This is a genomic window from Methanosarcina sp. UBA5, assembly GCF_002505485.1.
Classification (GTDB): Archaea; Halobacteriota; Methanosarcinia; order Methanosarcinales; family Methanosarcinaceae; genus Methanosarcina.
Genome location: NZ_DAVG01000033.1, coordinates 1 through 15,649, shown reverse-complemented (window position 1 = coordinate 15,649; position 15,649 = coordinate 1). Strand labels below are relative to the sequence as shown.

Below are 15,649 nucleotides of genomic sequence, written 5' to 3'. Positions count from 1 at the left end.
AATAGCCCATCTGACTAAAGCCTTCAATTTCAGTTACAGTCATACATTTAACATTCTCAACACCTCATTGACCTCAGTGGTAGGAAGCTGGCATTCATAGTTCTGGCAGACGTATGCAGTAGCTTTTCCCTCTATAGGCACCTGATCTTTCGTATATGTTGCCAGATTAGTAATTTCAGGATCCTTTCCTTCAGGCCTGAAAACCAGCACTTTATTAGGGATGAAGTAAGCCCAGAGTTCTTCGAGCATGTGCCCAGTATCTGGAGAGCCATCTTTTCCGGCAATTACCACTTGATATGCTGGACCCAATCCAAAGTCAAGCGCTGATAAGAACTGGGTATACCCTGAGGGCATTTTTCTGAGGAGTTTTGAAAAAGCGCGTTCCAGTCCTTGAGCTCTATCTTCCAGCTCGGGATCTGCAGTTATTCTGGAAAATCTAAGAAGATTCAGCATCTCAATAGAATTTCCAGACGGTATGGCTGCGTCTGTAAACTCTTTTTTCCTGAAAATAAGTGACTCACTGTCGTCAGCAGTAAAGAAGAATCCTCCCTGAACGGGGTCCCAGAAGTGCTCGATAAATTCTCTGTTGAGGCAAAGGGCTGCTTTAAGATAGTTCAGTTTAAATCCTGCCTCGTAAAGCTCGAGAAGTCCGTGGATCAGGAATGCGTAATCATCTGCAGTTCCGGAAATGCCGGATTCCCCTTCCCTATATCGGTGAAGCAATCGTTTATCGGGACTGTAAAGTCTCTTGAGAATTAAATCGGCGGCTTTTTCGGCAGCTTTCAGATATTTCTCCTCACCAAAAGTCTGGAAACCTTTTGCAAGAGCTGCAATCATAATTCCATTCCAATCAGTTAGAACTTTATCGTCTTTTCCAGGCCTTTTACGTTTATTTCGGGCTGATAGGAGTTTTTCTTTAGCTAGTTTTACCCTGCTCTCAATCTCGTCAGCGGGAATCCCAAATTCGGCAGCAAGAGCTTTGAGAGAACGAGATAGATACAAAATATTAGTTCCAGTTTTTTTACCTCTTATTTCTTCTTCAAAGTTACCTCCTTCGCTGAGATTAAACACTTTTGTAATCAGCTCAGAATCCTCAGGGCTAAGAACACTTCTTACCTCTTCTAAAGTCCAGAGATAGTACTTTCCTTCCTCTCCCTCAACATCAGCATCTTCCCCACAATAAAATCCACCTTCCTGAGATGTCAGATCTCTTAGCACATAATCAAGAATTCCCTCCGCTGCTTCCTTATACAGTCTCTTTCCGGTAACCTGATAAACTTCTGTGTATGCAGTCGCAATAAGAGCCTGGTCATATAGCATCTTTTCAAAATGGGGGACAATCCATCTATTATCTGTAGAGTAACGGTGGAAACCCGAACCCAGGTGGTCATGGATTCCTCCCCGATACATATTTTCCAGGGTATATTCAACCATATGAAGAGCTTCAGGATTCCCGCTGCGTCTCCAGTAGCGGAGCAAGAAGAAAATTTTGTGTGGAGTAGGAAATTTGGGAGCTCTTTCGAAACCGCCATATTCGTTATCAAAAGAAGTCAGTAGCTCTTCATAAGCTTCCTCCATTATTGACTCCCCTATGCCCTCTCCTGCTGACTCTGAGATCATATTCTGGATAGTAGACGTGATTTTATCAGCTGACTCAAGGACTTCTTCGTGCTGCCTGTTCCAGATTTCCTCTATCCTGGGCACGAGTTCGAGCATCCCTGTCTGGCTAAAACGGGAGTTTTTAGGGATATAGGTTCCTGCAAAAAAAGGCTTCATATTTGATGTCATAATAATATTAAGAGGCCAGCCACCTCTCCCAAGAATAATCTGGCAGACCGTCATGTAAACATTGTCAATGTCCGGCCGTTCTTCCCGGTCTACTTTTATGCAAACAAAAGCCCTGTTCATGAGTCTTGCTACCTCTTCATTCTCAAAAGACTCATGTGCCATTACGTGACACCAGTGGCAGGTGGAGTATCCAATTGACAGAAAAATAGGTTTATTTTCTTTACTGGCTTTCTCAAAAGCCTCTTCTCCCCAGGGATACCATTCAACAGGATTATACGCGTGCTGGAGGAGATACGGGCTCTTTTCATGTATCAAGCGGTTAGGTTTTCTGTGTTCTTCTCCCAGTAAAATCCCTCCCGCTTTACTTCAGTTTTTATTTCTCGCCAGGCAAACGTTCTGTCTTTAAGGACTCTGGTTTTCACTATAAATTTCCTTACCAAGATTCTGAGAGTTATCAGTGCCTGCACACCTAAAAGAGATGCCATCGCAATTTCTCTGTCCCTGGCGTTCTGAATTTTCAGTAGTTTTGAACGATACTGAAAATGGCCTTGCTCCAAATTTACAGGTCTGGTATGTTCCGATTTCCAGACTAGATGAAAATAAGTCCTGAAGGAACGCAGATTTAACTTGTTAATAGTGTCCATTTTAACTCCCCCGATCTAAACCGATCTCCATAGATTTCATTCTAAATGAATAGCCAACTCTGGAGCGGATTAATTTATCCCCAATACAATGATAAAATCTTTCTCAAGCTTCTTGTTATGCCTTTAGCCTGAAAAATTAGGTACAGCCAAATTTCCCCACTTAAAATATTCGTCTCCTGAATATCAATATATCGGTATTCTAAAAGATTATTTCACTAATATATTAATAAGTAGGACAGACTGTTTTAGAAGCAATATGGGCAGGAAACTTCCGAAACATGGATATTCGTTTCATTTTGAGGTTCCCGCACTTTAGTTTAGAAAAAAAGTTATTTAACTGATGCGGCATCATTTCGTGTCATTTTCCATACAACTGCGATTTGCTGAACATTTCAGGAGATTCCTTGCTTTTTAATTGACTGAAGCTGTCCAACCTCTTCGCTTTTTTCCTCACAAGTTCCCATTTCCAGGAAATTTACAACCTTTGAGACTCTATATGATTGCTCCTGCTTTTTTTCGGCTTCCCTGGCTTGATATACCCTGATCGAGCGAAGAAGGTCGATTTTTCGGAATTCTGGCCAGAAAGGAGCACAGAAGTAAGCTGCACATTCATTTCCGTTAGTCTGCCAGGGAAGGAAATTTGAAACCCTTTCATCGCCGCCAGTACGGATGACAAGATCTACATTCGGAACCGAGATCCCCGGAGCAGGATAAAGATGTTTTGAAATAAGGTTTTCATCCACTTCCCCAAGAGAGAGTTTCCCGCTGGAAATGCATCCTGCAATATCACGGACGGCCTGAATAATATCCTGCCTGCCTCCATAGGCAATGGCAACGTTCAGGTAAAACTTCCCGTAATTTTCCGTAGCTTTTTCTATTTTTTCAATTGACTCATTCAGAAAAGCAGGTAATTTTGACCTATCTCCTATGACGCGAACTCGTGTCTCTTTTTCGTGTGTCCTTGGATCAGAGTAAAGTTTCAGGAACTTTTCGTTAATGAGATTGAAGAGACCGTCGACTTCCTCTTCGGAGCGCTGGAAATTTTCCGTAGAAAAAGCGTAGAGAGTAAGCTGCTTTACCCCAATCTCATAACACCACTCAATTACCTTTTCGGTAACTTCTGCCCCCATTGCATGCCCAAAACTTCGAGCTTTTCCAAGCTGTCCCGCATACCTGCGGTTCCCATCCATAATCACAGCTATATGATGCGGAATTTCTGAATTTAGAATCTTAATCTTGAGTCTTCGCTCATACTCGTGATAAAATATACTGAATATTCGGTTTTTCAAAAAACGGAATCCTGCCCGAAAGATTCCCTTGCTCTTAGGTATAACATTTAATATTTTTATGCGTTTTCCTCCTGAAAATATCCAGATCTGAGAAATATTCGCGTAGATTTTTCTACTAATGGAACCTAATACCTTCTCGTATCCAAGATATTAATATCTCTTTTGCTTAAAAGTTCTATTTATCTGAAAAGAATTTACTTTATATATGTCTTATCCATTTGCACAGTTCTTTTATCATATTTTACACTGGTAAGTTAGTGGTAAATCTGTTATAAATGATAATAGATCTCTCGTAGGAACTTTCATTCAGGGGGTATAAAGGGGTCCTATTAAACTATCTGCAGTCTACCACGACTACTCTACTCAATACGTTCTAATGGAAATAATATTTTTTAATGCACTTATTTATAAACTTTATTAAGAATACCTATTTCGTAAAAAGAACACATGGTCGATTCTACAGGTTACAGAACACACAATAGAAACATAAACAGTGTTGCTGGAGGATTTGAAGAACTTAATTAAAATTTAAATATAGAACACATGGCTTCTTGTTTCATGAAAAAAATACAAAATAACTAAAATATGAAGCATATAAACAAAACGGCAAGCATCGAGTCTATAAAAAAATATTCGAAAAGTTTAATAGTTAGATGTTCTATTAATTAATAAAGGAAGGGGGGGTTATTCGGTGCTATTGTCTAAAAACCTTGATTTCACTCTTTATAAGTTTCGCCAACTGTGCTCTGCAATGGAAAGGAAGTACAATTTTATCACTATGGACGAGTACGTGACTGCAGGTGATAAGCTTCCCAAGCATTTTGTATTGATGCGTCATGATATTGATAGGTCGCCAAAGAATGCACTAGAGATCGCAAGTATAGAAGAAGAGTTTGGTATACGGGCAACCTATTACTTCAGAGTCAATAAAGATACTTTTGTTCCTGAGATCATACAAGATATTGAGAAGATGGGACATGAAATAGGATACCATTATGAAACTTTGAGCAAGACGAACGGAGATATTGGAAAGGCTATCAAATTATTTGAGAAAGATTTGAATAAATTTAAAAATATCTGTAACATCAAAACTATCTGTATGCATGGAGCTGTCTTGTCAAGATATGATAACAGAGACCTATGGAAATATTATGATTTCAGGAATTTTGGACTTGTTGGAGAAGCCTATCTATCTGCCGGGAAAAATCTCAATTATTTCACCGACACAGGTAGAGGCTGGAACTCAAAGACAAATTTAAGAGATTTTATTCCTGGAAGTAATAAAAGAATCATCGCTAAAACAACTGATGATCTTATCAAGTTGATTCAAAATTCAGAAATTACTAATTTTTATATTTCACTGCATCCTGAGCGATGGAAGTCAAACTTCGTCAACTGGAGTTTATACTGGTTACAGGATTTTGCATTTAATTCTGGGAAGAAGGTTTTGACAGTGGTGAGAAAATGACAGTAATTGTAAAAAATACTAAATGTGAGGAATGGAACAAATTATTATATAATTCTAATAAAACGAGTATTTATCACACACCTCAGTGGAAAAAATTTTTAGAGAAAACGTTTGATTACGAACCTAAATATCTCTTTGCAGAAGACGAATCTGGAAATTTAACCGGGCTATTGCCTTTGTTTTATGTTAAAAGCAAATTAACAGCTAATAGATTATGTTCTGTACCTTTTTCTCATTTTTGTGGGTGTCTTGGTTCTGAGGATTCCAGAGATGCTCTTCTCAGTGAAGCACTAAATATGTATTCAAAGTTAAATGCTTCTTATTTTGAGATTCGAGATTCTGTGGAAGGGTTGCCTCACCAAAACTCTTTCTCTACTTATATATTAGGACTATCTTCAGACATTGCAGAAACATGGAATAAGTTAGATAAGGGAAGCGTCAGGCGAGCAATTACAAAATCAAAAAAGATGAAGATAGAGGTTAATTCTAGTAAAGATATTGATGACCTAAAAGATTTTTATGAGCTCAATTGTATTAACAAAAGAGATAGTGGAGTGCCATGTCATCCTTGGAAATTTCTTAAAAATATGTTTGAATTCCTGGATGGAAATGTATCTCTTTATACCGCAAAATATAACGACATGATTGTTGCAGGCGGCGTTTTTTTGTATTTTTCTGATACGGTTATTTACGGGTATGGTGCTTCTCATCCTGATTATCTTAACTTTTATCCTAATAATGCATTTATCTGGAAGAGTATCGAAGATGCGTGTGCAAATGGGTATAAATATTTTGACTTTGGTCGCGTGTCCTACGATAATAAAGGATTAATACAATTCAAAAAAAGATGGGGGACAGTTGAAACAAAATTATACTATAGTTATTATCCACAGATTCCAGAGACTTTGTCTGGAAACCGAGAAACTCTCATATATAAATTAGCGACGAGTACGGTTCAGAAAATGCCGTCGCTAATTTATAAGAAATTTAGTGATGATGTGTTTGAGTGCTTTGGGTGAAACCATGAAAATTGTTGTTAGTGTAAATCATCCTGGTCATGTTCACTTGTTTAAAAACTTTATATTATATATGCGGAAAAGAGGACATGAAATATTAATTACTGCAACTAAAAAGGATGTGTCATTTCAATTATTAGACAATTATGGGTTTAATTACATTGACCTCGGTAGTTATGGAACTTCATTGACTCAGAAACTAATAAACTTACCTATAATTGACTTAAAAATGTATAGGGAAGTTAAAAGTTTTAATCCAGATATATTCGTAGGAATGGGAGCTATTTCAGCAGCTCATGTTTCTTTTTTACTTCAAAAAGAATGTGTTATTTTTGAAGATACAGAAAACAGTAAGGAGCAAATTAGATTATATTTGCCATTTGCTGATGTTGTCTGTACGCCCTCTTGTTTTAAGGACTATCTTGGTAAAAAACAAGTTCGGTATAATGGTTATCATGAGCTGGCATATCTACACCCTAATTATTTCACACCAAATCCAGACATTCTCAAAGAACTTGGACTGAAAGAGGATGATACATTCATAGTTTTGAGATTTGTATCTTGGGGAGCTACGCATGATTTTGGGCATACTGGTTTAACGTTTGAGGATAAAATAAGTGCTATAGGAGAGCTTAGTAAGTATGGACGAGTTTTTATAACTTCAGAAAAACCCCTTCAGAAGGAGTTTGAAAACTACCGAATTAATGTTTCACCAGAAAAGATGCACCATTTGTTGTATTATGCAACGTTGCTATATGGTGAAAGCGCAACAATGGCCTCGGAATGTGCTGTTCTAGGAACACATGCTATTTTCTGTGATTATGCAGGGAGAGGGTATACAGACGAGGAAGAAACAAAATACGGACTGGTGTATAATTTTCATGATGAACACTCAATGGGTAAAAAATCCTTAGCAAAGGCACTCGAATTATTGAATGACCCTGACCTGAAGAAAAAAGGGAGAGAAAAAAGAGACAAATTAATTGCAGATAAAATTGACGTTACTAAATTTATGGTAGGCTTTATCGAAAAATATTGTGACCTGTGATAGCTCTTCGCAACATCACAGTTTTAGGGGAATGGTATGTTTCAAAAAGCTTTATTCATATTTGCCCATCAATTGGCAGAGCCTAAATTTTATCCAACCTACAAAAATCTTGTTGATTCACAATGGAAAACTTTTTCAGAACAAACAAAAAATCAAGAAAAACAACTTCAAAGGATGATTAATTTCGCATATAAGAACGTTCCTTACTATCACAAATTGTTCAATAAATTGAAACTGGAACCTTCTGATATAAGAACTATTCATGATCTAAAAAAACTTCCTATCCTCACCAAAAATATTATCAAGCAGAATCTAGACGATTTTAAGCCCGTTAATTTGGACTCAATGAACTATTATAAAAATGCAACAAGTGGATCAACAGGCAGTTATCTTCAATTCAGAATGTTGAAATATGATCGATTTCTTCATGGAGCTTTACTATATCGTGGATGGGGATACGCAGGCTACGAATTGGGGGATAAGATGATTTTTCTTGCAGGTTCCTCTCTAGATATAGGATACAAACCTTTTGTTGTAAGAAAGACTCATGAGATCGCAAGGAACATTCGGAAGCTATCTTCTTTTGATATGAGCAATGATAATATGAAGCAATATGTAAAAGTCATTAATTCATTCAAACCCAAATTCATAAGAGGTTATGCTTCTTCAATCAATTTGTTTGCAAATTATCTCGATGAGAATAAGGTTGAGATTATTACACCTAAGGCGATATTCTCAACTGCAGAAAAATTACTACCTGATGTGAGAGAGAATATCCAAAACGTGTTTGGATGTGAAGTATATGATGCATATGGATTAAATGATGGAGGTTTAGGTGCCTATGAGTGTTCTGAGCACAATGGTCTCCACATAGACACAGAACGAAGTATTATGGAAATTGTAGATAATGACTATCAACAATTGGAAGAAGGGGTTGGAGGAATACTGGCAACAAGCCTTCATAATTATGCGATGCCTTTTATTAGGTATGATACAGGAGATATTGGTCATATCATCAGTGATTGTTGTGATTGTGGGCGTGGGTCTAAATTATTAAAAGAAGTTATTGGGAGAACTGCTGATTTTCTATTGACTCCCGAAGGAAAATATGTACATGGATATTTCCTTCTAGATTGTGTGGAGGACGGTAAAGGTATGAAGGAATTTCAAATAGTACAAGAGAAAATTGACAAACTTGTTATTAAAATCGTTCCAGAAAAGGAGTTTGATGAAGCACAACTGGATACTATTAGGGAAGCTATCAGAAGAAAATCTAATGGATGGGAAGTAGAATTTAAATATGTTGATAAAATTGAGAGGACTCCGGCTGGGAAGTATAAATTTGTGAAAAGTGAGTTACGATTATGAAATCTAACAATTTACTTGTAATATCCAATGATTTCCCAAATGTTGATAACAAATACGTAAGAGAAATTTTCGTAAAAGAGCAAATCATGTTTCTCAAAGAGTACTTTGAGAATATATACGTAGTATCACCAATTGCAGTTGGAATGGAATTTTTAAGAAAAACACATTATGAAAATTACATATTTGAGAATATTCATGTATATTTCCCAAAATATGTTAATTGTCCCTTATTTTATAAATATGGTCAAGATGGCTGGATATATTTTGAAGAGAAAGCTATCCAAAAATTAATTAGAGAAGAAAGTTTACAATTTGATTTAATTCATGCTCATTTTACATGGCATTCTGGAGCAGTTGCTGTAAAGTTAAAGGAAAAGTATAACGTTCCTGTGGTGATCACTGAACATACTTCCCAAACATTCACTGATGCCATAGAAAAGAAAGAGACTCAGTTTATCCGATCATGGAATTTATGTGATGCAATAATCCGTGTTAGGAAAGGGGATATCCAATTATTCGAAAGCATTGGAATTCCTTTGGATAAAGTATACTATATTCCAAATGGTTATAGCCATAAAGCTTTTTTAAATTTAGATTCACAAAACTGCAGAAAGCAACTTGGATTGCCTTCGAAGATCAAAATAATATTGAATGTTGGAAATTTATATGATGAAGCAAAAGGGCATAAATATCTCATCGAAGCCATGAATATAGTTATAAAGCATAGAAAAGATGTTCTTTGCATCATAGTAGGTAAAGGTAAATTATATCCAGAACTAAAAAAGCAAATTGAATCATTAGGATTAAGTGATTATGTTAAACTTGCTGGTGGAAAACCATATTATGAGATTCCAATCTGGATGAACGCTTGTGATGTGTTCGTCCTTCCAAGTTTAAGTGAAAGTTTTGGGGTAGTTCAAATTGAAGCTATGGCATGCGGCAAATCTGTTGTTGCCACTCGCAATGGAGGTAGTGAAGAAATTATAGTTTCTAATGACTATGGGTTATTGTGTGATCCTGCAAAACCGAAAGAATTAGCGAAGAACATTTTGTCTGCATTAGACATATCCTGGGATGCGAAAAAAATTAAAGAATATTCAATTCAGTTTACTTGGGAAGAAGTAGGCAAGAAAATTTTACAAGTATATTATAAAATCGGCGCTACACATCTTCAGTTACGTGTGAACTAACAATACAATTTTTAATTTTCACAACAGTATTTAAAAATTATTTTTGATATGAAGCTAGAATATAGAAGTGTCAATTTTATTTTGGCGTTCGAAATAGGGGACAAACTGTTGCCCCGGAACAGATAACTCAAGAAAGAAAATTTTTTTATCGGAGACAAATGAGAAACTTCTTAATTACATCGGCTTCAGGAACTGAAGGTTATTATCAAATCAAGTATACAGTGGAAAAATAGTTAACAAAGAAGGTTGGTGTATAAAGCAAATTTTAAAGCAAATTTTACAGAAAATTAGAAAACTGACCTAGTGACTTGTTTCTGATCGTTTACTAAAACGATAAGAGGAATGATTGATGCTATTTAAAGAGATCGCGCCAATAATCATATTATTGACTTTGATTATTTCGGCATTAATTGCTTTCAAAATTAAAAGTCCAAGTTTCTCTACTATTGATGTAATTTTTGCAATCCTTGGATCGGTACTAGGACTATTAATAACCTTCTTGAATTTAATATATAGCAATAATTACCTTATTACAATAGGGCCTCTTGTAACAATTGCATGCCTTCTGTATTTGAGATATAGAAGTAAATTATTGGCAAATGATCTAAATTTAAGTCTTAACCTTGGTAATCGGTCACTGAAGATTATCCAAACTATTTACTGGATTTGTATTTCGATAGCATTAATAAGTTACTATCATGCAAAACCCTACTATCGTCCCCCAATATTTTTTTTCAGCATATCACTAGCTGTATGCTCTTTAGGGCTGGAGATTATGTCACGCACTCATGAAGAAAATGTTCAACTTTATACTTTATTTTTCAAGATATTCTTGGTTTCACTTATCTTGAGATTCAGCGCTTATTTTATATCCTCTTACCCAGTTGGCTCCGATCCGTGGAGGCACGCTGAGTTAATAAAAGGTATTTTCACCTATGGAACCAGCTATTTACCCCAAGTAGATGTATATTATAGCAATTATCCTTTGATGCACCTTTATGCATCTACTGCAGGTTTTCTTGGAAACCTAACTACGAAAGGCGCAATGTCTATCGTGGGAATAGTTCTTACGATGAGTACTATTTTCGTATATCTAATTGTCAAAGAAATTACGAATAATATTAATCTTGGATTATTTTCAATGTTACTCATAAATTTTTCAGATTTCCATATTCAATGGAGTATTCAAGTAATCGCTATGACTTTTGGAATTGCTATATACACGCTGATGATCTATCATCTTTTATTTGAGAAAAAGGAGAAAACAATCAGTCTATATAAAATATTCACAATTTTAGTTATGTTTATAATTATCTGGACTCATACAGTGTCTTCATTTATTTATATGGCATCCTTGATCTCATTGTATATAGGGTCTTTTATCTATGAACGCATGTATATAATTAAATGCTACTCTGCCAAGTTAACAGTGAATATTACTCTTTGCATACAATTTATATTAATTTTGATTTATCATTGGATGAATCCAAGCTACCCTTTTTTAGAAACAACAACAAAAATACTGATCAATTCATTATCAGCCGAAGGAAAATTCTTGGGAAGAACAGCGACTTCAAATATGGGAGATTCCTGGTTCTCGATTCTTGATATTTTTGGTTTTCTCATTTTGATCTTTTTTGGGGTTATTGGAAGCCTGCATAGCCTATCAAAAGAGCATCAAACTAAAACAAAAGTCTCTTTAATTTTCATGCTTATTGTGTTATTCTCAGTCTATTTTGTTTTTCCTTTAATGGGACTCCGTAATATCTTACCAAACAGATGGCCGGCATTTATATACACGACTTTTGTATTGTTTTCTGGAATTGGAATATTTAATGTTATCAACATTCTTAGAAGCAGACGCCACAAAGTTATTTTTATCTCTCTATTGCTGATACTATTTTCATTTTTCATGATAACGAACTCTGTTGCAGATATGGATTCTCCTGTTTATGGAAAAAATTTCAATCAAAAAATGATTTGGACTGAATCTGAAATAGAAACGTTTACAAATCTTAATAATTCTTCCAATGATATCATTGTCTCAGATTTGCAGACAAGCGAGAATATATTCCTAACATACCTAAAGAGAGATAGTGTAGCAACGTATTTACTAACCCCTAGAGGAACTTTAGATTGGGAGTATATGGGAAACAAAGTATTGACTTGGAGAAAAACCAGTTTAGATAGACCAGTACAAGTTAAACCTTATGAAAGTCCTGATATGTTACTTGGAGTTGCTTTTAAATACAACCTCGACAATAATTGTCATGCGATATATGACAGCGGAGATGCTAAAGCTTACTTAGGGGTTAACAGAATATAAATTTCAATAGATATAGTTTTTTTGAGTTCACTTTTTGTAGTGTCAGTGACGACTTAGTATTTTATCATCGTAGAAAATCCTAAATAATCAATATGTAGAGAAATTAAATCTTAAGATAGAATCTTCATCTGTTATCTGTTTAAGGATCTCTTGCCCGAATGCTATATAGACTTCAGTACAAAATTATGCTAAACTCATGAATTGATTACACTTTTAATGACTTTGTAGAAATCCTCTCTTAACTCCCACTTTCCGCAGTAAATTTTCGTAAATTCATATTTTTACCGCTATCTATTTTCAATCAAACGTGCATTTATTGGACTTTTATAGGGTCCTTCAAAATCAGTGTGTAAATTAAGATTCCCAAATACTTATTTCAGGTTATATACATATAATTAGAATTTCCCACGAAAAAATACACCATAAAAATCAAAATTTTAAAATAATAACTAAAATTAAGCTTTAAAATGAAAAACTGAATGTAATAATAGCTTTATTTTTTAACAAACTATGTTTATTTGTAATTATGGCATCCGATCGCATTTTCCGTTCTATATAATTAAACCTTATAAACGGACTAATTAGTCTCTAAATAGGAAATTAAAAGCATATATTTCTTTTAAATATAATAAAAATTCGTTTGCACATGTATTTTACTCAGAGAAACAACAGGGCAATACTTAATCTCAAAAAAAAGCTCATTAATCCTTAAAAATCGGACCATTTTTAAGGACCCTAATGCAGTAGGTAAAAGCAACTATGTGGCGTATATAGAGACAAAAAAACGATATTATTCAATTTTCACCAAATTTCAGAAAGAGCTTCATTGGTCATCGGTTAAGGAATTTTCTTGCCTGAAAGCTATCGATCTTGCATTAGAAACCGGACTTAAATTTTGCCTATTTACATGAAATCGATACCCTGTACCAGCTTATAAAATATTAAAATATTTAGAAAATCTTGAGTAAATCGATGCAATTTGTCACGATTCCTTACTTAACCGAAGACGATGGAAAGAGCTTTAATTATTTGCATCTGTTTCAAAACAGGTATCAGGAAAAGTATTGATTTTTGAAAAAAATACTGCGGAATGCGGGTTAACTGACACCATCAGGCTAAATTTGAATATTGAGTTCGGGTATCAAAACTAAAATTGATACACTATTCCAACACCATATCTTAGATTATTTTGAAGGAATGTTGTAACAACAGGGCAATTTATCTTTATTCTTCACTTAACCGAAGGCGTATAGCAGAACTTAATATTAATGTCAAGTTTCTGTAAGTATTTTTTAGAAGTATATTTATTTACGAAATATATATTTATCAAAGTTGTGAACATCAAAGAAATAGATGTTGCACATGCGGCTCCAACAAGCCCAAATTTTGAAATTAATATAATATTCAGTATTGTATTCAGTACTGCACATATAGCAGTGATTTTAAACGTTATCTGGATTTTTCCAATGCTTGCAAGACAAGTTCCTATAGCCACATATGGTGAATAGATTGAATATCCGATTAACAGTATCAACAAGGGAGTATATGCAGGAATGAACTCATCTGTGAATATTATTATAATTAAAATCTTACCAAAAATGATCATTACTAAATCAATAAATACTGTGATAAAGACTGTTTTGATCATTGTTTCTTTTATTAGGTTCCTTATACTCTCAACGTCTCGTTTTCCGTAATATGTCGCTATCAAGGGTGTTATTACTCTCTGTATTGCATCTGGTATTAACGTTATTCCCTGAATAAATATGATAGCAACGGCATAATATCCAACCTCTGTTGAATTCATAAAATAACCAATCATCAAGCTGTCAATCTCTGTGTTGACAATTCCAATGGAGTTTGCAAGGACAACGTAGAATCCAAACAATGTGAATTCTTTGAGAATTTTATTCGCAAGCTTCGGAGTTGCTGTGAGGTAACTTTGGATAAATATAATGGAGATCGAGCCCACCAGTACTGTGGGAATAACAAAGCCAAGTACTGCACCCCTGATATTCATGTCCAGTGAGTGGACTAGAAAGATGGTAAAAACAAGTATAGATATATTTTGGGTAATGTTCACAATAGCATATCGTTTCATTTCCAGCAGTCCATTTAAACTTCCAATGACAGCTTTCTGCACGGCTATGAATGGAAAGCAAAATGCTGTATATTTTAAGAGATTTATCATAGCAGGATCGTGGAAGAATAAGGTGGATATTACATTGGAGAAAAGGTATAACAATAAGCCGATAGCAGATCCGCTTACTATGGAGCCAAGAATTCCTGATGAAATGAATTCTTTGATCTCAAAAAGGTTATCATGATACTCAGCAATGTATTTTGTCAGGGCTGAACCAATCCCGAATCCTGCAAACTGCATGCCAAGCATGTAAATAGTAAAGACCAATGTATAAGTACCGAGTCCTGATGGCCCTAGCTCCTTACTGAGCATAATTCTTAGTAGTAAATGTACAAAAGAAGCTGTAATAAGACTAATGAGTGACCACTGAAAATCCTTTATGATGTTATTAAATTTCAGCTTGAACATAGATTGACCTTTGAAAGGTTGAAATAATCATTTGAAAAGTCATACATATAATTGTTTAACATACAAAAGAACTTTGTGTCTAGAGTACATTTATATTTATTGGCTTAAGTAACTTTTTATATTATCTTTAAATTATTTTACAAATATCCCTTTGGTATCAGGGATAATGTGTTTTCCAGCAAAAACACTATCAGTAAAGATACTAAGAAAAATACAAATTATGTTGAATAAGAAAGAGCAATTACTCGCTCTCCCTCTTCTAAGAACCGTACGTGAAAGTTTCCTTTCATACGGCTCAAGCATTCTATAACCCTTTCTGTATCAGGTAGCAGTCTTTTTTATAGTTCCTTACTCAACAAACTACACTCTTTATTTGTGGATTGAATGTTTCCATCCATTTCTTTGCAAACGATAATGAATTTTCCACTTTTATAAACTCATTTTTTATAATGTTTTTTAGATGTTCTTTAGATTGAATAAATCTGACAGATACTTCTCGTTTTATTGTTTTCCATACAAATTCTACAGGATTTAGATCTGGTGAATAAGGAGGGAAAAACACAAGTGTTATTTTTAATTCTCTTGCTTTTCTCACCGTTTTATCAGCGTGATGTGACCTTGAATTATCCAGAATAAGAATTATCCTTTTTCCTTTATTTTCTTCCACTATTTTTTCAAGAAACTCACATACGCTTTCTGCCCTTGAACTTTCCATAAAATCTATGAAATTGTTACCGTTGAATGAATAAAAGGCAAATGCATTTGCCTTTATATAACCTGTATTTTTAATCATTAAAGTCTTTTTAAATGACCATAATCGTTGCGTATTTGCTTTTGTTTGTGGTGAAGATTCATCCAGAAAACCTATGATATATTGGTCATCTGAACCAATATATGCTGGAATTGCTTCTATTAATTTTTTTTAAAATTTCCTCAGCGTTTTCTGGTCTTCTGTAGTCAA

Annotated in this window: 10 protein-coding genes and 1 pseudogene; 6 read left to right on the top strand and 5 right to left on the bottom strand. The window is 34.8% G+C overall.

The window, feature by feature from the left end:
* Positions 1-39: 39 nt before the first annotated feature.
* The 3 genes from BP621_RS03210 to uppS form a co-directional block, all read right to left on the bottom strand.
* Complete coding sequence (locus tag BP621_RS03210) at positions 40-2,103, bottom strand: thioredoxin domain-containing protein (protein WP_292387920.1); 2,064 nt, start codon at positions 2,101-2,103, stop codon at positions 40-42.
* Positions 2,100-2,432: a hypothetical protein gene (locus tag BP621_RS03205; protein WP_292387919.1), complete on the bottom strand. Its 333-nt coding sequence runs from the start codon at positions 2,430-2,432 to the stop codon at positions 2,100-2,102. Before BP621_RS03205 ends, BP621_RS03210 begins: the two co-directional genes overlap by 4 nt.
* A 392-nt stretch (positions 2,433-2,824) precedes the next feature.
* Positions 2,825-3,721 (bottom strand): polyprenyl diphosphate synthase, encoded by an 897-nt coding sequence (gene uppS, locus BP621_RS03200; RefSeq protein ID WP_292387918.1) that lies wholly within the window; start codon positions 3,719-3,721, stop codon positions 2,825-2,827.
* Between the two features lie 751 nt (positions 3,722-4,472).
* On the opposite strand from uppS, the gene BP621_RS03195 reads away from it, so the two are divergent.
* The 6 genes from BP621_RS03195 to BP621_RS03170 all read left to right on the top strand — a co-directional run bounded on the left by BP621_RS03195 (position 4,473) and on the right by BP621_RS03170 (position 12,137).
* Positions 4,473-5,189, top strand: coding sequence for a hypothetical protein (locus BP621_RS03195; RefSeq protein WP_292387917.1), 717 nt, complete (start codon positions 4,473-4,475; stop codon positions 5,187-5,189).
* Positions 5,186-6,208 (top strand): lipid II:glycine glycyltransferase FemX, encoded by a 1,023-nt coding sequence (locus BP621_RS03190; protein ID WP_292387916.1) that lies wholly within the window; start codon positions 5,186-5,188, stop codon positions 6,206-6,208. Before BP621_RS03195 ends, BP621_RS03190 begins: the two co-directional genes overlap by 4 nt.
* A gap of 4 nt (positions 6,209-6,212) precedes the next feature.
* Positions 6,213-7,253 (top strand): DUF354 domain-containing protein, encoded by a 1,041-nt coding sequence (locus tag BP621_RS03185; RefSeq protein WP_292387915.1) that lies wholly within the window; start codon positions 6,213-6,215, stop codon positions 7,251-7,253.
* 36 nt (positions 7,254-7,289) lie between these two features.
* Entirely contained in the window at positions 7,290-8,621 is a 1,332-nt protein-coding gene (locus tag BP621_RS03180; RefSeq protein ID WP_292387914.1) for a phenylacetate--CoA ligase family protein, read from the top strand.
* Positions 8,618-9,811 carry a glycosyltransferase family 4 protein gene (locus BP621_RS03175; protein ID WP_292387913.1) on the top strand — a complete coding sequence of 398 codons (1,194 nt, stop codon included), beginning with the start codon at positions 8,618-8,620 and terminating at the stop codon, positions 9,809-9,811. The genes BP621_RS03180 and BP621_RS03175 overlap by 4 nt, the downstream gene beginning before the upstream one ends.
* Positions 9,812-10,643: 832 nt before the next feature.
* Positions 10,644-12,137 (top strand): hypothetical protein, encoded by a 1,494-nt coding sequence (locus BP621_RS03170; protein ID WP_292387912.1) that lies wholly within the window; start codon positions 10,644-10,646, stop codon positions 12,135-12,137.
* A gap of 1,231 nt (positions 12,138-13,368) precedes the next feature.
* Here BP621_RS03170 and BP621_RS03165 read toward each other — a convergent pair.
* A complete protein-coding gene (locus BP621_RS03165; protein WP_292387911.1) occupies positions 13,369-14,688 on the bottom strand; it encodes a flippase in 1,320 nt (439 codons plus the stop codon).
* A gap of 352 nt (positions 14,689-15,040) precedes the next feature.
* Positions 15,041-15,649 (bottom strand): annotated as a pseudogene (locus BP621_RS03160) (IS630 family transposase); the annotation flags it as partial.

Excerpts from the sequence above, each read along its gene's own strand:
- BP621_RS03205 (WP_292387919.1), bottom strand. The coding sequence starts at position 2,432 with ATGGACACTATTAACAAGTTAAATCTGCGTTCCTTCAGGACTTATTTT.
- BP621_RS03195 (WP_292387917.1), top strand. The coding sequence starts at position 4,473 with ATGGAAAGGAAGTACAATTTTATCACTATGGACGAGTACGTGACTGCA.
- BP621_RS03190 (WP_292387916.1), top strand. The coding sequence starts at position 5,186 with ATGACAGTAATTGTAAAAAATACTAAATGTGAGGAATGGAACAAATTA.
- BP621_RS03185 (WP_292387915.1), top strand. The coding sequence starts at position 6,213 with ATGAAAATTGTTGTTAGTGTAAATCATCCTGGTCATGTTCACTTGTTT.
- BP621_RS03180 (WP_292387914.1), top strand. The coding sequence starts at position 7,290 with ATGTTTCAAAAAGCTTTATTCATATTTGCCCATCAATTGGCAGAGCCT.
- BP621_RS03175 (WP_292387913.1), top strand. The coding sequence starts at position 8,618 with ATGAAATCTAACAATTTACTTGTAATATCCAATGATTTCCCAAATGTT.
- BP621_RS03165 (WP_292387911.1), bottom strand. The coding sequence starts at position 14,688 with ATGTTCAAGCTGAAATTTAATAACATCATAAAGGATTTTCAGTGGTCA.